The following is a 22,152-nucleotide window of genomic DNA, read 5'->3' on the forward strand; positions in this document are numbered from 1 at the left end:
TCTGGTGATGATGCTTTTTATGTATTTACTTAAGCGTTTATAGAAATTTCGTATAATCTTGCTTCACCTACTCCCTGAGAAAATCGCTCTTCATCAAACCGTTTTGGACTTAAATACCAAGCCTGAGCTATTTTGCGCCGTGACGCAAGAATTGCCGCCGCCACAGCCTGGATTTTTGAGCCGGTTAAGCCTAGCTCTATATTAGCTCCCGCTGACGAATATATGTCTAAGTAACGATCATCTATATATTTTAATATGTTTTCTAGGCTATACCCATCAACCTTTGTAACAGCTGAGCTTTGAAAGTTTTGGCATACGAATTCTGCTGCATAATTCGCTACACGAGCTCGGGGTTCGTCGCCTATAGGGGCAATTATCTCCACGTAATCAAATTCTCGCCGATCCAATAGGGAGGAAAGTTGTTCATGTTTTGCGGAGGCGAATGCGAGTAACGCACGACTGCGTGATAAATCGACTTGCTCGTCTATAAGCTTGATATCAGAGTAAGGACCAATTTCACCTTTCAGAACTTTTCCTAAACTCTCTAATAGGGCCAAAGGATTATGAGACTCTTCTGCATCAAAAATATTCTGGAGCTCTTCTTGCAAGGGGTAATGCTGCAGTGCGGACATGTGCAGAACATACACTTTTCCCTTGTCTTGAAGCTCCCGTTGAATGGAAGTAAAAATTACAGGTTTTGGTAGTCCTGAAATATCAATTAGACCAACGCCTCCGAAGCGAGGCAGATCTGGATTTCCCGTCCGGTAAGTACTTTCATGTATTTCTACTCCCGCATTTTTCCATAGCTCCCTTATTTCTTCCGCACGCCCCGCCTGATCATATTTTAACGCGTGAATATTCGCTGATTTTACATTGTCCGCTAGTAGTTTGTTTGATGCTAGTGTTCTCTCTTCGAAGCCCAGCCCCACGAGAACGTCTGTAATGTCTAATGTTCCAAGGGTGTTGATTTGTATTTCATTTATTTTTATGTCAATCGGTTTTGCGCTGTGTACATCGCCTTCTAACTCGCGATATTTTTCTATTTCTATTCCTTCTTGGAACAGACTTGTTTGGACGTTAACTTCGATCGAGGATGGATCATGTGCTTGCGTAGAAGCCGTTTCGGCTATTGGATTAGTCTCAAGCTCAGTCTTGATCTGGTTTTTGAGTAGTATCTCTTTGTCTGGCTTTCCAAGCCACTCTCTGAGATCTTCTCCGGATAACTCAAATCGATCTCGATCAGCTAGTCCTATAAAAGCGGCCAAGCCATAAATTTTCCTATAGCTCAGCTTAAACTGCTGCATTGGATTGGAGTCTTTTGTTTTTGTCCTTGGGGCACCACCGCCAGCATAGACGAATACTCCAGCGTCAATTAACTCTCGAAGTTGATCTATTTGAGCTGTTAGGCTTTCTTGATCCGCCGTCATGACCCTAACGTAGATAGAAGAGTATTGTCTAAGGCGCTGGGTACTATGAGGGTTTTTTTGACCCTCACGATAAGATCTAGTAAGTAAGTCGTGGGCGGACTGTGCAAAAGCCAAAGCATGATCTTTATAATAGCCGCCTCTTCTGTTGAGGTCATATAGCCTTCTTGAACTGATCGCTTGAAAGCAGTCGGCTTGTATATTGTCCGCAATAGGTACGTTAATATGAGATCTGTTGGATGACGCTCTTTTAATTATTTCTTCATAGAGTTTTACTACATCTCCAATATCACCAACACAGACACTGGTGAGGCAGGATATGCCACGGTACGCTTGCTTTTTTTCTTTAGATGTTGAGCTAGATGATGCAATTTCTCTTGCGACTTGTTCTAGAGGAATATCTCCGAGTAGTTGGCGAGGAGTATATTTCGGATGTGATATGTGGAAATTTGCACGTTGTTGAAGTATTCTCTCAACAAAGTCTTCACCTTTTCCTTTGCCATTAGAATTAATGGTGTCGTAGACATCGGCCCCTAGATCGAAAACAGCAAGATCTCTGTCAACTCTGATAGGATGGATTCTTCCGGGAGATCTTAAGCCTAACTCTATAGTTTGCCACTCAGAAGTAAACTTGAATGCGCAAACCGGATTTTGAAAAAGTAGTGCAGTCAGTATCTCGTCGATTCTGTCGAGCTCTAGATATCTCGTAGATACATCGTCAAGTAAGAAGAATACCGAGGAATTTGAAATTACGTCACTACAACTTCTGAATTGTTCTGCGAGGTGAGGGAATACATCGGAAGGAGATTGTTTAACCAAAAAATCATTACTGCCTCTGGATGTTAATACTGCGATATGCTCTAGGCGTCTTTCAAGATCGTCAATCGATGAGGCTTCCTTGAGCGATTCACCGCCTTCAAGATAGTCCGAGACAGCGTGGCTGAGTTTGGAATGCGCATTTGATATTACGTTTGTGGGTGCTAGATCTCGCAGATGCATTAAGGCTCTTGCGGCTTGTAAGGCGTAATATACATATAGCCGGGTTAACCTTTGCTCTAGTTTAGCGTTCGACTGCCGGAGGTCTAAGAGGCGTTGCGCAGATACAAATAGACCAACGAAACCATCTCCGCGAACGCGCTCTACAGCATGTTTTGACTCTTCATTTTCACTTAGTGCGGCTCTAGCGTGAATGTCCAGTGCTCTGAGTAGCATGGTTTTACCACAGCCACGCATCCCTGTAATAATCTGCGGGCCGGGTTTCGTAACCTCAGATAACCATCGCCCGTCAGGATCCACAAGCAATCTTGGTACATCCCAAGAAACGAGTGTCTGAGCATTATAATGGTCGGCAAATCCTTTTAACTTAAATGGTGCGCTCCAAGGCTTCCAAGGCTGTGCGGCGCGATAATATGCTTCTTCTATCTGCCCGATAAGATCGCTTGGATTTGGCTGGCGGATGTTCTGTGCGTCAGTTAACAGACTATGAACGATCCCTTGCAGCGCGAGGGCTGTCCGGTAGTCTCGGTCTTCTAATTTTGATGGGTCAGAAAGTAGTCGATCTAGAAGTGAATCAACATGTTCGGCGATAAATAATAGATCTCCTTGCCTGCTCCCGCCGCTTTTGCTGGCATCTGAAATACTTCCAAGATCAATAGCCTTCACTCTAATAGAGTCATCTATCGCACTTTGTCGGCGACCGGTTGGCGGTAACTGCTCAACTATTAAGTTTTCAGCATGTAGGTCATTGTGGTTCAGTTCATTGACTTCAAATTCTGCTCTGATTCTTAAAAGGTCAATTGCTATTTGGCATATCGTCGCTGAAGAAGGTATGATAGTTCCGGCAATATAATCGCGGAGTAAATCGCCATTAACGAAGTCCAAAACAGTAACGTGGCATGTTAAAGCTGACCCATCTGAAAATGTAATTTTTTCGTCGAAACGGTCATCTATACCTACTACGTGTTCGGCAGATTCGGCAAGCCGCGCGTGTAGTTTTGTTTCTTCCTCAAAGGAGGTTTTTGAAAAGAAGGTGTAAAATTCAACGGGTGCGATTTTGAGCACATATTTTCTTTTGAAGGGCCCTTTTTCCGCTACAAAAGCTGCGCCATAGAACCCTCTTCCGAGATCTCGTATTACGGAGTACTCTCTAATCTGAGCAGGGCGCTCTTTCAGAACAAATCCATACTCTCTTTGGCACGTCGGGCATTTGTCTGTTAGTGTTTTCTCTGAATAATCTTGCGCGGGGCAAAAAAAACAACAGTATTTACTCATTGCTAGCTACTCCTTTGCCTATTCTAATCAGCTATTCTGATCAGCTGTTAAATTTCCTGGTTGTTTTATGGTTATTATTCATGTCTATGCGTCAGCTCAATCAGGACGCTTTTTGAGGATTTTTCATACTCAAGCATACGGTGAGTATGAAAATTTTATGCGGGACGCATAAAACGTTACCCGACAAAAAACTAACCTTGCATCCGAAAGCGCGTTAATTTCCATTTAGTCGCTTCTCCAGCGGTTCTCCCGTGTGCTCCGGCCCTTAGCATCATTTTTTCGAAATTAGCTAAGAGCGTGTCAATCAACGACGTGGTAACACCTAAAAACTCAGCAGGGCGCACGCCGTTTTACCACCAAAGCATCCTCTCAGGGTACTGGCGGATTCACAAAATAGGGAGTCGTGTATGAGATGGTTTTCAATGCATTCCTGAATCGGGCGAGGAATGTCTGTTGTTGGTCTGCTGAAAAAGTGCGGCGACAGCTCTATTTCTCCCTATCTGCGCCCCACGTGTTGCCGAGTGTTGAAGCACCAGAGCCGACATTGCGAAGACTCTGGCTTTCTGTGTGTGCGGAGGCTGCCACAACAGTTCTGACTTTTCCTAGCGTTTTCTGCAGCTACACCGGCTGATAGAGAGTTCGGTTTTTACGATTTTCGCGTTAACTCAGTGAGGGCTTAATATATTGTTTATTTGTTTGCCGATTGGGGTCGATCGCTGCGTTTCCACCAAGCTAGTTTTTTCTCCCCATGTGTGCGGGCGGGCTCTGGAAGCATGTGCGGTACGTCTTGTAGCCTTATCCATGCCTGATTGTTCCAGTGTAGAAGGCTAAGAGACGTCTGTGGCCAAGCTAACAAACTCAGTATTGGATGATCACAATTGGTGCCTTTTTGCGCATCGCGTATGGCAGGAACAACTTCGTGCGTTAGCCACTCCCGAAGACCTCGATACTCCGGGCAATAATGGTAAATCAGAAGGGCGTAGACACCTGACTCGCTGATCAGCAGCGTCCGTTCGACAGCACCATGATGGAGCGCCTTTCGATACTGACGTTGATCTGGATCAAGCTTCCGCAACGCTCGCTCGTCCAAATAGAGCCTCAGCAACCGACCCAAATCACGCGCGCTGAACCAAGCCTGGTTCTCCAACAAAAGCGCGTGAAGATGCAGATTGTGCCGCGTAAACACATGAGGAATGAAGTGGTCGTTGTCCATGGTGCAGTACCCATATTCGCTTGAGTGGACTGCCGTTTACCGTCGCCAAACGATAAGGGTGACAGCTGCGTGCAGGTTGGCGAGCCGGTGCAAGCGAATACCGGCAGACCCTGGGGTCTCCCACACACAGCCGCCATAAAACGAGCTCGGTTTAATACCCGATATCGGATGGTGGACGCTGTGCGTCGCAAGCTTTCCGGGTCGCCAAACCCAGCGCTGAATGTTCAGCAGCAAGCAGCCTAAAGAGATTGGGCGTGGCGATGCTATCGGAAAGCGTAAGCGCATGTCGTAGGAATGTTCCTGAAGACATTAGCTGGATGAAGATAGCAGGAAGACCATTGCAGCCTTCCCATCAGTTTCAAGAAATCCGTTTATTCAGCGGAGGGCAGCATTAGCCTGGCTTCAAACTCTGCGACTTTCGCTTCCAGGCTTTCCAGCCGCGCACGGGTGCGGGCCAGCACTACCATTTGGCTATCAAACTCTTCGCGGCTCACCAGGTCGAGTTTGCTGAAACCGCTCTGCAGCAATGCCTTGAACTGGCTTTCGATTTCAGTGCGGGGCAGCGCGGTGTCGCCGCTGAACAGGCGAGAGGCGTGGCCGCTCAGGGCGTCGAGTAGGTCTTTGGGCGCGAGCATGGGACATATTCCGGAATACTGTTGGCGGGCAGTGTATCACGCAGCGTCTATAGTCTTTTTACCGTGTTGGATGCACGTTTTTCGCGCAGAGGGGCGGGCAGTGGCGCACCGTTATTGTGCGCATTGCAGTCGCCAAACCGCCGTGCAGGCACGCAAAACCGGGCAACGAACTGATTTCAGTGGTTTTTACGGAGCTGGCAAGGTTTCTGCTTAGACGATCATGACCCATGCACTGATGCAGTCGCTGTGACGAATGCAGTGCGCCGACGGATCAGGGGTACAGGTTTCGTCACCAGTGGTTCGCTGGCGTTGCAACGGCACATGCCGAGGCGACGACGCGTTACAAAGCCAGGCGCTGCGCTTAGACTTGAGACGGGTTTGTTTTCCTGGGGCAAGTCCACCAATTCGGGAGAGAGTTTTCATGAAGCTAGTCACTGCCATCATCAAGCCGTTCAAGTTGGACGATGTACGCGAGTCGTTGTCCGAGATCGGCGTGCAGGGCATTACCGTTACCGAGGTCAAGGGCTTCGGTCGGCAGAAGGGTCACACCGAGCTGTACCGTGGCGCGGAATACGTGGTGGATTTCCTGCCTAAGGTGAAGATTGATGTCGCCATTGACGACAAGGATCTTGACCGTGTTATCGAGGCGATAACCAAGGCGGCCAACACCGGCAAAATCGGTGACGGCAAGATTTTCGTGGTCAATCTGGAACAGGCGATTCGCATCCGTACCGGCGAAACCGATACCGACGCAATCTAAGCCGCCAAACCCCAACGCCCCAGGAGAAAACACTATGACTCTGCGTAAATTCGCAGGGCTCGGAGCCCTGTTGTCCCTCGTAATGCCGGCCTTGGCATTGGCGGCGGACCCAGCCCCAGCTCCAGTCCTCAATTCCGGCGACACCGCATGGATGCTGACATCCACCGCGTTGGTGCTGTTCATGACTATTCCAGGCCTGGCGCTGTTTTACGGCGGCATGGTTCGCTCCAAAAACATTCTTTCGGTGATGATGCAGTGCTTCGCCATCACCGGTCTGATCAGCATTCTGTGGTTCGTTTACGGCTACAGCATGGCGTTCGACACGACCGGTATGGAAGCAGGCGTCGTCAACTTCAACTCGTTCGTGGGCGGCCTGTCCAAACTGTTCCTGTCGGGTGTCACCCCGGCGAGCATCACCGGCCCTGCGGCGCTGTTCCCTGAGGCGGTATTCGTCACCTTCCAGATGACGTTCGCCATCATTACGCCTGCGCTGATCGTCGGTGCTTTTGCCGAGCGTATGAAGTTCTCTGCGATGCTGATCTTCATGGGCGTCTGGTTCACCTTGGTGTACGCGCCAATTGCGCACATGGTGTGGGGCGGTCCGGGGTCGTTGTTGGGCGACTGGGGCGTACTGGATTTCGCAGGCGGCACCGTGGTGCACATCAACGCCGGTGTTGCCGGCCTGGTGGCGTGCCTGGTACTCGGCAAGCGTAAAGGTTTCCCGACCACCCCGATGGCGCCTCACAACCTGGGTTACACCCTGGTCGGTGCGGCCATGCTGTGGGTTGGCTGGTTCGGTTTCAACGCAGGTTCCGCTGCTGCGGCCAACGGCACTGCCGGTATGGCAATGCTGGTGACTCAGATCGCTACCGCTGCTGCGGCGCTGGGCTGGATGTTCGCCGAGTGGGTCACCCACGGTAAGCCAAGCGCACTGGGCATCGCCTCGGGTGTGGTGGCAGGCCTTGTGGCAATTACTCCGGCTGCGGGCACCGTGGGCCCGATGGGCGCGCTGGTTATCGGCCTGGCGGCGGGCGTGGTGTGCTTCTTCTGCGCCACTACGCTGAAACGCAAACTGGGTTACGACGACTCCCTGGACGCCTTCGGCGTGCACGGTATCGGCGGTATCCTCGGCGCGATCCTCACCGGTGTGTTCGCTGCACCGGCCATGGGTGGCTTCAACGCCGCGACGACCGACATCGCGGCGCAAGTCTGGGTCCAGTGCAAAGGCGTTGGTTTCACCGTGATCTACACGGCCATCGTGACCTTCATCATCCTTAAGGTGCTGGATGCGGTCATGGGCTTGCGGGTTGCCGAGGAAGAAGAGGCCGTTGGCCTCGATCTGGCGCAACACAACGAACGCGGTTACAACTTGTAAGCGTGCGAAAAAAAGATGCCCGGCTTGCCGGGCATTTTTTTGCCTGGCGTTTGTCAGTGATAAGACGCTGTACCGGTTTTTGCGCAAAGTTTGTGAGGGTGCGCACGCGGTACGTTTCACCGTGCAGATGTCCTACAGGCATGTAGGCGTATTCGGCACTTTGTTTTTTCCCAGAGCGCGCTAGAATGCGCGCCGATGGGCGGAGAACTGTATGTGGCAACAGACTCTGATAACCCTGCGGGCCAAGCCCCGGGGCTTTCACTTGGTGACGGACGAATTGCTCGCCGGCTTGCCTGAATTGAAGGCTTGTCGTGTGGGCCTGTTACATCTGTGGCTGCAGCACACATCGGCCTCGTTGACCGTCAACGAGAATGCCGACCCGGCGGTGCGCCGTGACTTCGAACGTTTTTTCAATGCGCTGGTGCCTCAAGGTACGGTGGGATATGAACATAACGACGAAGGGCCGGATGACCTGCCGGCGCACTTCAAGGCCAGTCTCCTGGGCTGCCAGCTGAGTTTGCCGGTCAATGCCGGCCGCTTGGCGATAGGGATCTGGCAAGGTGTTTATCTGGGCGAGCACCGTGATCATGGCGGTGCTCGTAAAGTCCTCGCCACCTTGCACGGTGATGGGGCATAAGCCACTGGTTATCCGCTGGCTATTGATTTTTTCCGGCGACCTCGACAGAGGGTGAAGCTGGGCTATAACTAATCTGCTTTTCGCAAGTCATGAGGTAGAACATGAGCGACGATGATCTGGAAAACGACGAACTCGAAGTAGGTGACGACGACGAGGCCGAAGAGGGTCTTGAAGCGGCAGCTGAAGACGTGGCTGACGAAGCCGATGACGGTGGCGATGACGCGCCTGCCAAAGCATCCAAAGGCAAAGCCAAGGCCGCTGTATCGGTAGATGAATTGCCGAGCGTTGAAGCCAAGAACAAAGAGCGCGATGCGCTGGCCCGTGCGATGGAAGAATTCCTCGCTAAAGGCGGCAAAGTGCAGGAAGTCGAGGCCAACGTGGTTGCCGATCCGCCGAAGAAGCCGGATAACAAGTACGGCAGCCGGCCTATCTGAGGTCAGCTGCACGCTTGTAAAAAAAGCCCGCCGTCGCTGCGGGCTTTTTCATGGCTGGAATAAAACTTACAGCGCGCTGCCATCTTCGGTGTTATTGCCAGTTGCGCAGCAGCTCCGGCAACTCAGCCAGTTTGCGAATCTGCGCATCTGGAGCTTTATCGCCTTCCCAAGCCTTGCCCGCCGGATTGAACCACACCGCGCGAAGCCCGGCCTGCTGGGCGCCGGCGATGTCATCGCCGGGGTGATCACCCACATGCACCGCCGCGCTCGCCTCCACGCCGCCGCGTTGCAACGCCTCGTGAAACAATCGTGCGTCCGGCTTGGCGATGCCGATGTCTTCGGCCCGCAGGGCAAAGTGGAAATAGTTGGCCAAGCCAACGCGTTGCACATCGGCATTGCCGTTGGTGATCACCCCGAGCAAAAAGTGCTGGCGCAGCGCTTGCAGCATGGGTTCGGCTTCAGGGAATGGAGTGATCTGGTGGCGCGCGTGAATAAAAGCCTCGAAACACACATCCGCCATTTCTGTGGCCTCAGGCTGTGGATAACCTGCCTCTTCGAACGCGTGCATCAACACGCGATGGCGCAAGAGGCTGATGCGGTATTTGAGCTCGGGGTGGCGCTCCAGCACGTGTTGGCGAAGGCTGGCGAAATGCTCCAGGGGCAAGTCGCCGACCTTGCTGGCGTGGGTTGCCAACCACTCGCGCATGGATGCTTCGGCACTGATGATGACAGGTACGTTGTCCCAGAGCGTGTCGTCCAGGTCGAAGGTAATCAGCTTGATACTCATGAGTCGCCGCCCTTGATGCGTTTGGCCCGTGGATGGGCGCTGTCGTACACCGTTGCCAGGTGCTGGAAGTCGAGGTGGGTGTAGATCTGCGTGGTCTTGATGTCGGAGTGGCCAAGCAGTTCCTGCACCGCGCGCAGGTCCTGGGATGATTCCAGCATGTGGCTGGCAAAGGAGTGTCGCAGCATGTGCGGGTGCAGGTTTTGCCCCAGTTCGCGCTCGCCCGCAGCCTTCACGCGCAGCTGAATCGCCCGCGGCCCCAAGCGTCGGCCTTGCTGGCTGACAAACACCGCGTCGTCCGCCGGGTTGGTCAAAAGGCGCAGCGGCAACCACAGTTGCAAGGCTTCTCGGGCTTTGCGGCCGACCGGCAGCACACGGGTTTTGCTGCCCTTGCCGAGCACTTGCACCAAGCCATCCGCGAGGTCCAGTTGATCGAGGTTCAGCCCAGTCAGCTCCGACAGGCGCAGGCCGGAGGAATAGAACAGCTCAAGAATCGCCTGGTCGCGATGCGCGAGAAAGTCATCCTCCACGGCGCCATCGAGCAATTGCAGGGCGCGATCAGTGTCGAGGGTCTTGGGCAGGCGGCGCTCGCCCTTGGGCGGTGCCAGGCCATTGGCCGGGTCGTGCTCGCACAAACCTTCGCGGTTCAGGTAATGATAAAGGCCACGCACCGCTGACAGCAGCCGCGCCAAACTGCGCGAGGACTGGCCTTGCTGGTGCAGCCGCGCGATCAGGCTGCGCAGGCTCTGGATGTCCAAGGCCTTCCAACTGGCGATCTGGTGTTTTTCACAGTACGCCAAGACCTTGTTCAAGTCCCGCCGATACGCTTCCAGGGTGTGCGGCGACACCTGGCGCTCACTGCGCAGGTGAGCGCAGTAAGCGTCCAGTTGCCGTTCCATGGCTAGCGCACCGCGCGCAGGGCAGTGGTGAAACGCGGCAAAACGCGGCCCAGCACTTCGGCGATGTAGGTCAAAAACAGTGTGCCGACTGAGCTTTTGTAGTGCTGAGGGTCTCGGCTGGCGATGGCCAATACGCCATGCAGGCCTTGGTGGCTGAGCGCGACGACGGCGGTGGAGCCGATCTGCTTGCGCTGTTCGGCACCAAACAGGAAGTCCAACTCGTGCTCACGCAGGGTGCTGCTGATGGTTTTACCGTCCGAGAGCAGGCCGCCAATTGCGGTTTGCGCTTCGCCACCGCTGACCCAGCGACCCACCGGCATCGGGTTGTCGCTGAACAGGATCAGGCTGACAAACGGCACCTGAAAATCCTGGCGCAGGCTGTCTTCCACGGCGATCACCGTTTCTTCCAGGCTGGTGGCGTCCATCAGCATCAGAATCAGGCGGCGCGTCTTGTCGAACAGGCGGTCGTTGTCGCGTGCCACGTCCATCAACTGCGAGAGCCGATGGCGCATTTCTATATTGCGCTCGCGCAGGATCTTCATCTGTCGCTCCACCAGCGACACGGTATCGCCGCGTTGGTGGGGGATGCGCAGGGCGGGCAGCAGCTCTTCGTGTTCCACGAAGAAGTCCGGGTTTGCCTCAAGGTACGCCGCTACAGCAGCGGCCTCCAGGCATTCGCTCGGGTTAGCTTGGGCGGGTACTTGAGGCTTATCGGTCATTGGCTTGGCTCACTCATAGACGGACCTGTCCTTCGTATACACGCGAGGCCGGCCCGGTCATCATCACCGGGTGGCCAGGGCCTGCCCATTCGATGGACAAACGTCCACCGGGCAGGTCGATCAGCAGCGGCGAATCCATCCACCCTTGGCTGATCGCGGCCACGGCAGCGGCGCAAGCACCGGTGCCGCAGGCCTGGGTTTCGCCGGCGCCGCGTTCCCACACACGCAATTGCGCGCGGGAACGGTCGATCACCTGCAGGAAACCCACGTTCACCCGTGCTGGAAAGCGCGGGTGATGTTCGATCTTCGGCCCCAGTTCGTGCACCGGGGCGCTATTGATGTCATTGACCCGCAGCACAGCATGCGGGTTGCCCATGGACACGGCGGCGATGTCGACGGTCTTGCCATCCACTTCGAGCGCGTAGTGGGTCGCCTGCTCGGTGGCCTGGAACGGAATATCCGCCGGCACCAGGTGCGGCGCGCCCATGTTGACGCTGATTTGACCGTCACTGCGAATATCCAGTTCGATCACGCCGCTCTTGGTCTCGACGCGAATCTGGCGCTTGGCGGTCAGGCGCTTGTCCAGCACAAAGCGCGCGAAGCAGCGCGCACCGTTGCCGCACTGTTCCACTTCGGAGCCGTCGGAATTGAAGATCCGGTAACGGAAATCCACGTCCGGGTTGCTCGGCGCCTCAACCAGCAGCAACTGGTCGAAGCCAATGCCAGTGTGACGGTCGCCCCACTGTTTAGCGTGTTTGGGCAGGATATGCGCGTGCTGGCTGACCAGGTCGAGGACCATGAAATCGTTGCCCAGCCCGTGCATCTTGGTAAAACGCAGCAGCATGGCTTACTCCGGCAGCAGGCTTTCGCCAGCATACAACTCGGCTACCGTCTCGCGGCGACGCACTTCAAACGCTTGATCACCGTCCACCAGCACCTCGGCGGTACGCCCGCGGGTGTTGTAGTTGGAACTCATGACAAACCCATAGGCACCCGCCGAATGCACGGCCAGCAAATCGCCTTCTTCGAGGGCCAACTGACGATCCTTGGCCAGGAAGTCGCCGGTTTCGCAGATTGGGCCAACGATGTCATACGCACGGGTTTCGCCCGCGCGAGGCTTCACGGCGCTGACATTCATCCAGGCCTGGTACAGCGCCGGGCGAATCAGGTCGTTCATCGCCGCGTCGACGATGGCGAAATCCTTGTGCTCGGTGTGCTTGAGGTATTCAACCTGAGTCAGCAGCACGCCGGCGTTGGCGACGATATAGCGGCCCGGTTCGAACATCAGCGTCAGGTCACGGCCTTCGATGCGCTTGCGCACGGCCTTGATGTAGTCAGCCACCAGCGGCGGCTCTTCATCGCGATAACGCACGCCCACGCCGCCACCGAGGTCGATGTGGTGCAGGTAGATGCCGCACTCGCCCAAGCGGTCGATCAGCGCCAGCAGGCGGTCGAGCGCATCGATAAACGGCGGCAGGGTAGTCAGTTGCGAGCCGATATGGCAGTCGACGCCCAGCACTTCGAGGTTCGGCAACTGCGCGGCGCGGATGTACACGTCCTCGGCGTCGGCAATCGCGATGCCGAACTTGTTCTCTTTAAGACCGGTGGAAATGTACGGGTGGGTGCCGGCGTCGACGTCCGGGTTCACGCGCAAGGACACCGGCGCGCGAACGCCCATCTCGGCGGCCACGATTTGCAGGCGTTCCAGCTCGTCGGTGGATTCGACGTTGAAGCAATGCACGCCCACTTCGAGTGCGCGGCGCATGTCTTCGCGGCTCTTGCCTACGCCGGAGAAGACGATTTTGTCCGCCGTGCCGCCGGCCGCCAGTACACGTTCCAGCTCGCCACGGGAGACGATGTCGAAACCGGCGCCCAAGCGCGCCAGGACATTCAGTACACCCAGGTTGGAGTTGGCTTTGACCGCGTAGCACACCAGGCTCGGCGTGCCTTGCAGCGCGTCGGCGAAGCTGCGGTATTGAGCTTCGATATGGGCACGCGAGTACACGTAGGTCGGGGTGCCAAAGCGCTCGCCAATCGCGGACAACGCCACGCCTTCCGCGAACAGCTCGCCGTCCCGGTAGTTAAAAGCGTCCATGGGGTTACCTTAGTAAGTGTCGTGCTTGTGCGCTTTCGACGGCTTTTGCGACGACTGCGCCTGTTCATTCGGGTCTTTGCTGTCATCGGGCAGGTACAGCGGGCCTTTTTGACCACAGGCACTAACTAGGCAAGCGACCGCGACGAGCGCAGCAAGGGAAGAGATCAGGCGCTTCATGGCGAAATCCTTGAATATGCATTAATTGCGCCCGAGTATACCGACCACCCGGCAGCTTGCCTATGCGCTGGAATACCCGTCCAGCGGGGGTTTGCCGAGACAGTCAAGAAGCGGGCTACGCTTGCTGAGGATATTTCATGCAGCCATCACGGATGAAATCGGTATCCTTTGCATTCGGCGAGGCTCGCCCGTATCGTGCGGCGCTTGAGCAAAACCAGACACTTTTGAGGTTGCCACAATGAGTTTGACCGAAGCCCGCTTTCACGACCTGGTGGATTCGACCCAGCAAGCGCTGGAAGATATTTTCGACGACAGCGGTTTGGACGTGGACCTGGAAAACTCGGCCGGCGTACTGACCGTCAAGTTTGAAAATGGCACCCAACTGATCTTCAGTCGCCAAGAGCCCTTGCGTCAGCTCTGGCTGGCAGCGCGTTCGGGCGGTTTTCACTTTGACTACGACGAAGATGAAAAGCGTTGGGTACACGACACCACTGAAGAGCTGTTGAGCGAAATGCTCGCGCGCCTGGTGTCGGAACAATCCGGCGCCGAGCTGGACTTTGATGAGCTGAACCCCGACGAGAAATGATTGTGAGCCAGCCTGCACCTGTACGCCCGCCCAAGCCGCTGTTCAGCAACGTCAGCCCGGCGGTGCCGTCACCTTGTATCAGTTTGTGTCGCCTGGATGAGCAAAAAGTCTGCCTCGGTTGCTTTCGCCATGTGGAAGATATTCGCGAATGGCGCTCTGCCGACGATGCCCGGCGCCGCGTGATCTGCGCAGAGGCTGCGCAGCGCAAGGCCCACGCCTGAGTCGTCTTGTTTATTTGTGACGCTGTGGTAGTGTCCGGGTACACCTCAACTCATCGAGGTCCGTGAGAACCCCGCCTTTTTCTGGCGGGGTTTTGCTTTTTTGCGCAGAAAAAAGGAGTCTGCCTGAATCATGACCACTGTCCCTTCCATCATCCTCACCCGCCTGGACGTACAGCGTCTGGAGCAACTGATCGACCGTTTGGGCGACGAATTTCCCGGTGTCGAAGCGTTGCAAGCCGAACTCGACCGCGCTGAAGAGGTGGTTGGCCACGAGGACGTGGCTGCAGGTGTGGTGACCATGAACTCCAGCGTGCATTGCCGCGAGCAAGGCAGCGGCAAGGACTATCACCTGACCCTGGTTTACCCTAAAGACGCGAATGCCGATGAAGGCAAGATCTCTATCCTGGCGCCGGTTGGCAGTGCATTGCTCGGCTTGAAAGTGGGCCAGCACATCGACTGGCCGGCACCCGGCGGCAAAACCCTGAAGCTCGAACTGCTCAGCGTCGAGGGCCAGCCCAAAGACGGCGGCGCATTCCCCCTGTAAAAAACAGCCGCTTTAAACCTGGTTCAGCGCTTCGTTCAGCGCCAGCTCCAGCTCGGCCTTGTAGCGCAGGTACAAGTTGCTCGGGCTTTGCACATCGCCGAGCAGGCCGGACAGGTCGAGGTCGGTGATGTAGCAGCGGTAGCGCTGGGTTTCGCGGCGTTGCTCGACGATTTGCCGGGCGACTACTGCAAACAGTTGGTCGCCAAACTCCAGTTCGGAAAACTCCCGCTGATTGCAGTACAGGGTAATGCCCACTTGGCCGGGCGCTGCTTTGCCGATAATTGCCTGCACGTCATAAAACGGCTGGTTGGCGGGGTTGTGCGGGGCCGGTCGGGGCTCTATGCCGCGTGCGCGATGACTGCCTGACGGCAACAGTTGGTAATACAGGGTGTGTACATCGCCCAGCGGCTGTTGCGTATTCAGCGGCGATAACGCTTCCCGGCGATAGAGTATCGATTGCAGAAAGCGCTGCAACGGCGCCAACAGGCTCTGCTCGTCGTGAAACGGCAAGCGTTGCTGCCAGAGTGCGTTGAATTCATCCAGCACATACAGCTCGGCAAAGCCTTCATTGACCCGGTAAAACACCTGCACGCAATCGGCCAGGCCCATCGGCAGCAGCAGCGCCAGGTCGTGGTCTTCCAGGGCCATTGCGTCCAGGTGCAGCGGGCTGTAGCTGGCCAGTTCTTCACTGAGGTAGGCGATCAGCGCTTCCTGCGTTGGCAGTGACACATGGGTGGCTTGGCCCGGCGTCAGCTCCATCACGTGATAGTGCTGTTGCACCTGCAACAGGTAGCGATGGTTGGACTGGCCGAGCAGCAGGGTTTGCGCGGTGTCGAAAATTTCTTCGACGCGCTGGGCAATGAACGGCGCGCGGTTGTGACAGAAGCAACGCACCCGCAGGCGGGGCAAATGGTCGGGCGGCAGTTGGTTGAGGTAGTCACGCAGGCAATCGAGCAACGCGTGAGGCCCGTCGTAGCGGCTCACCATTACCTCGTTCCAACTGTTAAGTGTGACCTGATCCAGCGTCAGTACCAGGTTGTCGCGTTTGCCTGCGTAGCTCAGGGAGTCGGTGCGCTCGGTGGTCATCAGGATATTCAGGTCGCGGTGATGCTTGAGCGGGTCGACGCCGACGTTGATCAGTAACAACACCTCTTCTGGCACCGCCGGGCGCAACAGGCGCTCCTCGTCGACGCTGACCAAGGGCAGTGCGATGGTTTGTTGCAGGCTGCCGAGTAAATTGAACAGCTCAAATTCCGTCATGTCGCTGACGCCCGGGTGCAGCGCCAAGTGGGTGCTGCTGTCGATCACGCCGTTGCGGTGGCACCAGGTAAGCATTTCGAGCAGGTCGCGGCTGCGCTTGATCGGCGCGAAGTGCTCCCATTCCAGCGCCGTAAGGTTGCCGTTGTAAAGGCCCCAGTCATGCAGGCCCGGCTCTTTACGGTTGGGCGATTGCACCAGGGTCAGGGTGTCTTCGGCCAAATCAGGGGCGATGCCTGGGTTGATGAATTCGACTTTGCCGGCTTTGCGTTCGAACGCTGCATAAAGGCGTCGGCCCAGCACGTTGAGGTCGCGCTTGTTGATCAGACTGACGGTTTGCTCGGTACGGGCGAATTGCGTGAGGAAGCGGTAGCTGTGGTTCAGCTCATTGACCAGTGCACGGCGCTCGACGGCCACTTGGCGCACCTTCCACTGGCTGCGGCTGTCCAGCAGGGCCAGTTGGCGTGCGTCCCAACCCCATTCATGCGCCAGGCGCTCCATTAATAGCCGTTGCCAGCCAGTGCCGCGTTGGCCCGCGCTGAGCTTGCGGTTGACCTTCAAGTACAGGCTGCGCCTGACCAATTCCAGGCGCTCCGGCTCGTTGCGCGCTTTTAGGTATTCCTCAATACGGCGGTAGACCACGATGTACGGGTCCAGCTCATCCAGGTCGATCTGGTTAGCGAATACCGCGCGCTTGAAGCGCAGGCTCAGGCACTGCACGTTCGGGTGTTCGCTGGCGTACACCTCGGTCAGCAGCAATTTGAGTACCGATTTATACGGCGACTCGATGCCCTTGAACAGTTGCCAGAGCCCGGCGCCAATGAATTCGCCGGGGGGAATGTGCGCCAAGTGGCCAAGGTCGAGGGTTTCATCGGCACGAATAAAACGCTTGGAGAGCAGTGTGTGGGTGAACTCGGCATAACGGGTTTCTTCGTACACCGGCACCAGCCACCAGATCGGTGTGCGCCCGGCCAGCCAGATGGCGGTGCGGTAGAACTCATCCAGCAGCAGGTAATGCTGGGTGGTGCCACAGTCGTCAGAGCTCAGTTGGGTCTCGCGTTCACCGAGTACAAAGCGCGTCGGTTCGATCAGGAAGAAGTGCGCCTCGGCGCCCATGGTCAATGCCCAAGCTTCAAGTAACTGGCATTTTTTGCGCAGCTCGGCCAACTCGTTTTCGCTGAGGTCGGGCGCGTGGCATACCCACACGTCCATATCGCTCTGATCTGCCTGAGCCAGGGTGCCGAGGCTGCCCATCAGGAACAGGCCGTGGATCGGCAGCGACGGGTTGCCATGGCGCGGCTTGTAGCAAAACGAGCGGGTCAGGCGCTGGGCTTCGGTCAGGGCTTGGGTATCCGGTTCGAAATTCGACAAGCCCGCCGGTGTGCTGCCGGAGACATAACCCGGCAACAGCGGGTGATTCACGTGAAAAAACAGCGGCAACACGCTCAGCACGCTTTGTTGCCGCGGTGTCAGCCCTTCGACAGCCCGTGCCATACGGCCTGCATTGAGGGCCATGAACCGCGTGCGCAGTTGCGCCAGCACCTTGCGGTCGATGCCTTCGTCCAGGTCGGGGCGTATTTCATGGGTGCGGGTCATGTCGAACTCGTTGGCTCGCAAGGCCCGACATGGGCGGCCGTGTAGGAGTTTACAGACAGAAACGCAGGAGGTTTAGCGGGAAATGATTTTTGGCGTCAGAATTTTGTGCGGGCCACAGCAACGCCCCCGGAATCCGCAAAGGGCGGACTCCATGGGCGGTATCAAAGGTCAGGCGGCTTCTTTTTGGGTTTTGCTTAGAATCGTCAGCAAGCCTTGGGCATGCTCGGCAGCATCCCGACCGAGGCTGGTCAGGTAACCGCCGTCGGGCTGGGTGGTCAGTTCTTTGTCAAAAAGGCGTTTGGCGGCGGCGATGGCAGTGGGCGCTGCGCTTTGATGGACTTTTAAGCCTTCCTGGGAGCTGCCCAGGTTGAAGAGTGCAAGGATTTCCAGTTCGGCAACCAATTCAGGGGTATACGACATAAGGACTCCAGACGTTCTAAGTATTTATTAGAGGCTAGCACGGCATAAGGTGAACGCACTTTGCCGGGCTGTCCAGTCAGAAACATCCGGGTCTTGATATGGCGCAGGTTTGTGGCGAGGAAGCAGGCTCCGCCGCCACGGACATGTTCGATTCAGTCGTTTTCCGGCGGCAATTCGGGCAGCGCCCGCAGCGCTGTTTCGTACCACTCGGTATCGAATGCGCGGTCTTCTTCGAGCATTTTGTCAATTTCGACAGCCAGCACGTGGGCCATCAGGTTCAGAATGTCGTCGCGCTCGTAACCCACCAGGGTCAGCTTGTTGAACGTCGCTTTGGCGGCAGGCGGATTGTCGCTTTCGATCTGATTTTCGATGGCCTGGGTCAGCGTACTTTCGGTGAACTCTTCTTCGTCGTTGTCGATATCGGTCGGCTCGCTCATGGCAGGCTCCTCAAGGAAAAGGCCGCCAGTCTACGCCCATTCAAGCGGGTGATGCTGCTGGCAAGGCAGGCGCAGGGGATCTATAACTCTTGCAGCCAACCCCACACCCGGCCTGGAGGCAGTCGCAATGCTCAAGCTTTACGGATTTTCGGTCAGCAACTACTACAACATGGTCAAACTGGCGCTGCTGGAGAAAGGCCTGCCGTTTGAGGAGGTGCCGTTTTACGCAGGCCAAACGGCTGAAGCCCTGTCGGTCAGCCCTCGCGGCAAGGTGCCGATTCTGGGGGTCAAACAGGGGTTTATCAACGAAACCAGCGTGATACTCGAATACATCGAGCAAACCCAGGAAGGCCCTGCGTTGCTGCCTGGCGAGCCGTTTCAGCGTGCTCAGGTGCTGGCGCTGTGCCGGGAAATCGAGCTGTATATCGAGTTGCCCGCCCGCGCGTGTTTCGCTGAAGCGTTTTTCGGCATGCCGGTGCCGGAGGCGATCAAGGAGAAATCCAGGGCTGAGTTGCTGTTGGGGGTCGGCTCTTTAGGCCGGCATGGCAAGTTCGCACCCTATGTCGCAGGGGAGAACTTCACGATTGCAGATATTTACTTCATGTACAGCGTGAACCTTGCCTGCGCCGTGGGCGAGAAGCTGTTCGGCGTGGATTTATTGGCGGAGTTGCCAGCGGCCAAGGTGTTGTTGGAGCGATTGCATGCCATGCCCAACGCACAGAAAGTCGCGGCGGACCGGGAAGCGGCAATGCCGGCGTTTATGGCGATGATCGCGGCCAAAAAATAGAGGGTTGGCGCCGGTGATGGCGCCTTCGCGAGCAAGCCCGCTCCCACACTTGACTGCATTCCAAGCCTGGAACTCGGTCAAATGTGGGAGCGGGCTTGCTCGCGAAGCTTTTAGCGGCTGGCGAGTAGCTCTTGGCCGCGTACCACGGCTGCTTTGACCTGCGCAGGCGCAGTGCCGCCAACGTGGTTGCGTGCATTCACCGAGCCTTCGAGCGTCAGTACGGCAAACACATCTTGCTCGATCTGGTCGCTGAACTTGCGCAGCTCTTCCAGGCTCATTTCCGCCAGGTCTTTGCCGGTGTCCACGCCGTATTTCACGGCATGGCCGACGATTTCGTGGCAGTCACGGAACGGCAGGCCACGGCGCACCAGGTAGTCCGCCAGGTCCGTCGCGGTTGAGAACCCGCGCAAGGCCGCTTCACGCATGATCGCGTGCTTGGGCTTGATCGCCGGGATCATGTCGGCAAACGCACGCAGCGAATCACGCAGCGTGTCGGCCGCGTCGAACAGCGGCTCTTTGTCTTCCTGGTTGTCCTTGTTGTAGGCCAGCGGTTGGCCCTTCATCAAGGTCAGCAGGCCCATCAGCGCGCCGAACACACGGCCGCTTTTGCCACGCACCAGCTCGGGCACGTCGGGGTTTTTCTTTTGTGGCATGATCGAGCTGCCGGTGCAGAAGCGGTCAGGCAGGTCGATGAACTGGAATTGCGCGCTGGTCCACAGCACCAGCTCTTCGGAGAATCGCGACAAGTGCATCATCGCGATGCTGGCGGCGGCGCAGAATTCGATAGCGAAGTCGCGGTCCGACACGCCATCCAGGGAGTTGCCGCCCACGGCGTCGAAACCCAGCAATTGCGCGGTGTATTCACGATCAATCGGGTAGGTGGTGCCGGCCAGCGCGGCGCTGCCGAGTGGCATGCGGTTGGCGCGCTTGCGGCAATCGACCAGGCGCTCGTAGTCGCGGCTGAGCATTTCGAACCACGCCAGCAAGTGGTGGCCGAAGGTTACCGGCTGCGCCGTTTGCAGGTGAGTGAAACCGGGCATGATGGTGCCCGATTCACGCTCGGCCTGCTCCAGCAAACCTTTTTGCAGGCGCGTGATTTCGGACAGGATCAGGTCGATTTCATCGCGCAACCACAAGCGAATATCGGTGGCCACCTGGTCGTTACGGCTGCGCCCGGTGTGCAGTTTTTTGCCGGTCACACCGATGCGATCGGTGAGGCGGGCCTCGATATTCATGTGCACGTCTTCCAGGTCGACGCGCCAGTCAAAAGTGCCGGCCTCGATCTCACCGCGAATGGTGGTCAGGCCATCAATGATGCTGTCGCGCTCGGCGTCAGTCAGCACGCCGACCTTGGCCAGCATCGTGGCGTGGGCGATCGAGCCCATGATGTCGTGGCGGTACAGGCGCTGGTCGAAGGTGACGGAGGCGGTGAAGCGGGCGACGAAGGCGTCGACGGGTTCACTGAAGCGGCCGCCCCAGGACTGGTTGGTCTTGTCGGTGCTCATGGATTCGCTCGTGATCTGCTTAAAAGAGGCATGGAAGTGTGTCGCCGATAATAACAGGGTTGCCCGTGGAGGCGGTGCTGCGGGTGGTCGGCATTTTTATTTGTGCCGAGGATGGCTAAGTGCCTTGCCGCGGACCGCGTCCGGGAAGAAACTGCAAGCAGGTACTTATTGATGCGATATTTGACGAATGAGCAATATCGTCTCAGCGAGCGTCTACAGTTGCACTGATAGTGTGTGAACGCACCAAAGTCGGGTGCTGCGGTCATAGCCCAGACTATCCATTAAAAAGCGGGGTATTCGGATTGTGTATCAGCAAACCCTACGACTATGCCCAAAGGCGGCAGATCTTGGGCGTTATTGAACAGGTCCGGGTAAATTTGGGTGCCGCTCTCGGGGCACTTTTTGCCGCTCGCGCTAGTCTTAGCGTGGATCGCTGTGACGCAAGTCACCGCACCTGTCTACGCTATCCTTGTGCGAGACTCACGCAGGAATCCAGCGCAATATGAATGTCCTGATCGTTGATGACGAACCCCAAGCCCGCGAGCGACTGAGCCGTTTGGTCAGTGAACTCGAGGGTTACACCGTACTGGAACCGAGCGCCACCAACGGCGAGGAGGCGTTGACGCTGATCGACAGCCTCAAGCCGGATGTAGTGCTGCTCGATATTCGCTTGCCGGGCCTTGATGGCTTGCAAGTTGCCGCCCGCCTGAGTGAGCGGGAATCGCCGCCTGCCGTGGTGTTGTGCGCCGCTCAAGAAGAGTTCCCCGAGCAGGCACTGGAGGACAGTGGCGTTGCGTACCTGTTTAAGCCAGTGGCTGGCGATGCGTTACTCAAGGCCTTGAAAAAAGCCGAGCGCCCAAACCGAGTGCAACTCGCTGCCCTGACTCAGCCGGCCGCCCAAAGCGGTAACGGGCCGCGTAGCCATATCAGCGCGCGAACGCGCAAAGGCATCGAACTGATCCCGCTGAACCAGGTGATCTATTTTATTGCCGATCACAAGTACGTGACGCTGCGGCACGAGGCCGGCGAGGTGTTGCTTGATGAGCCGCTCAAGGCGCTTGAGGATGAGTTCGGCGACCGCTTCGTGCGTATCCACCGCAACGCGCTGGTCGCACGCGAGCGCATTGAACGCTTGCAACGCACGCCGCTGGGGCACTTTCAGTTGTTCCTCAAAGGGCTTAACGGCGACGCCTTGATCGTCAGCCGACGCCACGTTGCGGGCGTGCGCAAGATGATGCAGCAGCTTTAGTCTATGGGCTGCCGCGAGGTGCGCGTTTTTTATCGCGGTGCGACGTGGCCAGGGAGGCCCCGCACTTGCTGATTCAAATCAAAGCGTGTTTGCCTGAGCTGTTATTATCTGCCGTATCTATTTAGTA

Annotated in this window: 22 protein-coding genes; 9 read left to right on the forward strand and 13 right to left on the reverse strand. The window is 56.6% G+C overall.

The genetic code is table 11. The annotated features are described in order from the left end of the window. Positions 1 to 29 precede the first annotated feature (29 nt). From ACOZK9_RS12030 to ACOZK9_RS12040, 3 genes are all read right to left on the reverse strand, one after another. Positions 30 to 3,695: an ORC-CDC6 family AAA ATPase gene (locus ACOZK9_RS12030; RefSeq protein ID WP_421555905.1), complete on the reverse strand. Its 3,666-nt coding sequence runs from the start codon at positions 3,693 to 3,695 to the stop codon at positions 30 to 32. A gap of 688 nt (positions 3,696 to 4,383) precedes the next feature. Continuing rightward, positions 4,384 to 4,908 carry a BRO-N domain-containing protein gene (locus tag ACOZK9_RS12035; protein ID WP_421555906.1) on the reverse strand — a complete coding sequence of 175 codons (525 nt, stop codon included), beginning with the start codon at positions 4,906 to 4,908 and terminating at the stop codon, positions 4,384 to 4,386. Between the two features lie 371 nt (positions 4,909 to 5,279). Continuing rightward, positions 5,280 to 5,543 (reverse strand): accessory factor UbiK family protein, encoded by a 264-nt coding sequence (locus tag ACOZK9_RS12040; RefSeq protein WP_421555907.1) that lies wholly within the window; start codon positions 5,541 to 5,543, stop codon positions 5,280 to 5,282. 421 nt (positions 5,544 to 5,964) lie between these two features. Between ACOZK9_RS12040 and glnK the strand changes: the two genes are divergently transcribed. The 4 genes from glnK to sutA all read left to right on the forward strand — a co-directional run bounded on the left by glnK (position 5,965) and on the right by sutA (position 8,749). Continuing rightward, complete coding sequence (gene glnK, locus ACOZK9_RS12045; RefSeq protein ID WP_002555808.1) at positions 5,965 to 6,303, forward strand: P-II family nitrogen regulator; 339 nt, start codon at positions 5,965 to 5,967, stop codon at positions 6,301 to 6,303. Between the two features lie 34 nt (positions 6,304 to 6,337). Further along, on the forward strand, positions 6,338 to 7,678 hold the full coding sequence (locus tag ACOZK9_RS12050; RefSeq protein WP_058413815.1) for an ammonium transporter: 1,341 nt from the start codon (positions 6,338 to 6,340) through the stop codon (positions 7,676 to 7,678). A gap of 211 nt (positions 7,679 to 7,889) precedes the next feature. Further along, complete coding sequence (locus ACOZK9_RS12055; protein ID WP_421555908.1) at positions 7,890 to 8,315, forward strand: secondary thiamine-phosphate synthase enzyme YjbQ; 426 nt, start codon at positions 7,890 to 7,892, stop codon at positions 8,313 to 8,315. 101 nt (positions 8,316 to 8,416) lie between these two features. Then, positions 8,417 to 8,749, forward strand: a complete 333-nt coding sequence (gene sutA / locus ACOZK9_RS12060) for a transcriptional regulator SutA (RefSeq protein ID WP_058413813.1) — start codon at positions 8,417 to 8,419, stop codon at positions 8,747 to 8,749. 91 nt (positions 8,750 to 8,840) lie between these two features. On the opposite strand, the gene ACOZK9_RS12065 is transcribed toward sutA, so the two are convergent. From ACOZK9_RS12065 to lptM, 6 genes are read right to left on the reverse strand one after another with little or no spacing between them, the layout of a single operon-like run. Next, positions 8,841 to 9,536 (reverse strand): HAD family hydrolase, encoded by a 696-nt coding sequence (locus ACOZK9_RS12065; protein ID WP_058413812.1) that lies wholly within the window; start codon positions 9,534 to 9,536, stop codon positions 8,841 to 8,843. Beyond that, on the reverse strand, positions 9,533 to 10,432 hold the full coding sequence (xerC, locus tag ACOZK9_RS12070) for a tyrosine recombinase XerC (protein WP_122249592.1): 900 nt from the start codon (positions 10,430 to 10,432) through the stop codon (positions 9,533 to 9,535). Before xerC ends, ACOZK9_RS12065 begins: the two co-directional genes overlap by 4 nt. A 2-nt stretch (positions 10,433 to 10,434) precedes the next feature. After that, positions 10,435 to 11,151, reverse strand: coding sequence for a DUF484 family protein (locus ACOZK9_RS12075; protein WP_058413810.1), 717 nt, complete (start codon positions 11,149 to 11,151; stop codon positions 10,435 to 10,437). A 13-nt stretch (positions 11,152 to 11,164) separates the two neighbouring features. After that, entirely contained in the window at positions 11,165 to 11,995 is an 831-nt protein-coding gene (gene dapF / locus ACOZK9_RS12080; RefSeq protein ID WP_122249591.1) for a diaminopimelate epimerase, read from the reverse strand. Between the two features lie 3 nt (positions 11,996 to 11,998). Then, positions 11,999 to 13,246, reverse strand: coding sequence for a diaminopimelate decarboxylase (lysA, locus tag ACOZK9_RS12085; protein WP_421555909.1), 1,248 nt, complete (start codon positions 13,244 to 13,246; stop codon positions 11,999 to 12,001). A gap of 9 nt (positions 13,247 to 13,255) precedes the next feature. Further along, positions 13,256 to 13,423: an LPS translocon maturation chaperone LptM gene (gene lptM, locus ACOZK9_RS12090; RefSeq protein ID WP_003195417.1), complete on the reverse strand. Its 168-nt coding sequence runs from the start codon at positions 13,421 to 13,423 to the stop codon at positions 13,256 to 13,258. A 238-nt stretch (positions 13,424 to 13,661) separates the two neighbouring features. Between lptM and cyaY the strand changes: the two genes are divergently transcribed. The 3 genes from cyaY to rnk all read left to right on the forward strand — a co-directional run bounded on the left by cyaY (position 13,662) and on the right by rnk (position 14,774). After that, positions 13,662 to 14,009, forward strand: coding sequence for an iron donor protein CyaY (gene cyaY, locus ACOZK9_RS12095; RefSeq protein WP_152746145.1), 348 nt, complete (start codon positions 13,662 to 13,664; stop codon positions 14,007 to 14,009). Between the two features lie 2 nt (positions 14,010 to 14,011). Continuing rightward, positions 14,012 to 14,230, forward strand: a complete 219-nt coding sequence (locus ACOZK9_RS12100) for a DUF1289 domain-containing protein (protein ID WP_058413840.1) — start codon at positions 14,012 to 14,014, stop codon at positions 14,228 to 14,230. Between the two features lie 130 nt (positions 14,231 to 14,360). Continuing rightward, positions 14,361 to 14,774, forward strand: coding sequence for a nucleoside diphosphate kinase regulator (rnk, locus tag ACOZK9_RS12105; protein ID WP_122249589.1), 414 nt, complete (start codon positions 14,361 to 14,363; stop codon positions 14,772 to 14,774). Between the two features lie 12 nt (positions 14,775 to 14,786). Here the strand turns inward: rnk and ACOZK9_RS12110 are convergent, their stop codons facing one another. The 3 genes from ACOZK9_RS12110 to ACOZK9_RS12120 all read right to left on the reverse strand — a co-directional run bounded on the left by ACOZK9_RS12110 (position 14,787) and on the right by ACOZK9_RS12120 (position 18,484). Next, a complete protein-coding gene (locus ACOZK9_RS12110; protein ID WP_421555910.1) occupies positions 14,787 to 17,627 on the reverse strand; it encodes a class I adenylate cyclase in 2,841 nt (946 codons plus the stop codon). 168 nt (positions 17,628 to 17,795) lie between these two features. After that, entirely contained in the window at positions 17,796 to 18,047 is a 252-nt protein-coding gene (locus ACOZK9_RS12115; RefSeq protein WP_058413804.1) for a TIGR02647 family protein, read from the reverse strand. A gap of 152 nt (positions 18,048 to 18,199) precedes the next feature. Beyond that, a complete protein-coding gene (locus ACOZK9_RS12120; RefSeq protein WP_058413803.1) occupies positions 18,200 to 18,484 on the reverse strand; it encodes a hypothetical protein in 285 nt (94 codons plus the stop codon). A gap of 127 nt (positions 18,485 to 18,611) precedes the next feature. On the opposite strand from ACOZK9_RS12120, the gene ACOZK9_RS12125 reads away from it, so the two are divergent. Then, complete coding sequence (locus tag ACOZK9_RS12125; protein ID WP_058413802.1) at positions 18,612 to 19,271, forward strand: glutathione S-transferase family protein; 660 nt, start codon at positions 18,612 to 18,614, stop codon at positions 19,269 to 19,271. 110 nt (positions 19,272 to 19,381) lie between these two features. On the opposite strand, the gene argH is transcribed toward ACOZK9_RS12125, so the two are convergent. Then, the gene (argH, locus tag ACOZK9_RS12130) at positions 19,382 to 20,776 is read right to left on the reverse strand and encodes an argininosuccinate lyase (protein ID WP_421555911.1); all 1,395 of its coding nucleotides are present in this window, start codon (positions 20,774 to 20,776) and stop codon (positions 19,382 to 19,384) included. A gap of 502 nt (positions 20,777 to 21,278) precedes the next feature. Between argH and ACOZK9_RS12135 the strand changes: the two genes are divergently transcribed. Continuing rightward, the gene (locus tag ACOZK9_RS12135; RefSeq protein WP_152750010.1) at positions 21,279 to 22,025 is read left to right on the forward strand and encodes a LytR/AlgR family response regulator transcription factor; all 747 of its coding nucleotides are present in this window, start codon (positions 21,279 to 21,281) and stop codon (positions 22,023 to 22,025) included. The last annotated feature ends 127 nt before the right edge of the window (positions 22,026 to 22,152 follow it).

The sequence above is a fragment of the Pseudomonas kitaguniensis genome (assembly GCF_049199985.1).
Taxonomy (GTDB): domain Bacteria; phylum Pseudomonadota; class Gammaproteobacteria; order Pseudomonadales; family Pseudomonadaceae; genus Aquipseudomonas; species Aquipseudomonas kitaguniensis.

Bases quoted from the DNA above. Each gene is read 5' to 3' on its own strand.
- ACOZK9_RS12115 (WP_058413804.1), bottom strand. From the start codon at position 18,047: ATGTCGTATACCCCTGAATTGGTTGCCGAACTGGAAATCCTTGCACTC.
- ACOZK9_RS12125 (WP_058413802.1), top strand. From the start codon at position 18,612: ATGCTCAAGCTTTACGGATTTTCGGTCAGCAACTACTACAACATGGTC.
- argH (WP_421555911.1), bottom strand. From the start codon at position 20,776: ATGAGCACCGACAAGACCAACCAGTCCTGGGGCGGCCGCTTCAGTGAA.
- ACOZK9_RS12055 (WP_421555908.1), top strand. From the start codon at position 7,890: ATGTGGCAACAGACTCTGATAACCCTGCGGGCCAAGCCCCGGGGCTTT.
- lysA (WP_421555909.1), bottom strand. From the start codon at position 13,246: ATGGACGCTTTTAACTACCGGGACGGCGAGCTGTTCGCGGAAGGCGTG.
- ACOZK9_RS12040 (WP_421555907.1), bottom strand. From the start codon at position 5,543: ATGCTCGCGCCCAAAGACCTACTCGACGCCCTGAGCGGCCACGCCTCT.
- sutA (WP_058413813.1), top strand. From the start codon at position 8,417: ATGAGCGACGATGATCTGGAAAACGACGAACTCGAAGTAGGTGACGAC.
- xerC (WP_122249592.1), bottom strand. From the start codon at position 10,432: ATGGAACGGCAACTGGACGCTTACTGCGCTCACCTGCGCAGTGAGCGC.
- dapF (WP_122249591.1), bottom strand. From the start codon at position 11,995: ATGCTGCTGCGTTTTACCAAGATGCACGGGCTGGGCAACGATTTCATG.
- ACOZK9_RS12075 (WP_058413810.1), bottom strand. From the start codon at position 11,151: ATGACCGATAAGCCTCAAGTACCCGCCCAAGCTAACCCGAGCGAATGC.
- ACOZK9_RS12120 (WP_058413803.1), bottom strand. From the start codon at position 18,484: ATGAGCGAGCCGACCGATATCGACAACGACGAAGAAGAGTTCACCGAA.
- glnK (WP_002555808.1), top strand. From the start codon at position 5,965: ATGAAGCTAGTCACTGCCATCATCAAGCCGTTCAAGTTGGACGATGTA.
- ACOZK9_RS12065 (WP_058413812.1), bottom strand. From the start codon at position 9,536: ATGAGTATCAAGCTGATTACCTTCGACCTGGACGACACGCTCTGGGAC.
- lptM (WP_003195417.1), bottom strand. From the start codon at position 13,423: ATGAAGCGCCTGATCTCTTCCCTTGCTGCGCTCGTCGCGGTCGCTTGC.
- ACOZK9_RS12030 (WP_421555905.1), bottom strand. From the start codon at position 3,695: ATGAGTAAATACTGTTGTTTTTTTTGCCCCGCGCAAGATTATTCAGAG.
- ACOZK9_RS12050 (WP_058413815.1), top strand. From the start codon at position 6,338: ATGACTCTGCGTAAATTCGCAGGGCTCGGAGCCCTGTTGTCCCTCGTA.
- rnk (WP_122249589.1), top strand. From the start codon at position 14,361: ATGACCACTGTCCCTTCCATCATCCTCACCCGCCTGGACGTACAGCGT.
- ACOZK9_RS12110 (WP_421555910.1), bottom strand. From the start codon at position 17,627: ATGACCCGCACCCATGAAATACGCCCCGACCTGGACGAAGGCATCGAC.
- ACOZK9_RS12135 (WP_152750010.1), top strand. From the start codon at position 21,279: ATGAATGTCCTGATCGTTGATGACGAACCCCAAGCCCGCGAGCGACTG.
- cyaY (WP_152746145.1), top strand. From the start codon at position 13,662: ATGAGTTTGACCGAAGCCCGCTTTCACGACCTGGTGGATTCGACCCAG.
- ACOZK9_RS12035 (WP_421555906.1), bottom strand. From the start codon at position 4,908: ATGGACAACGACCACTTCATTCCTCATGTGTTTACGCGGCACAATCTG.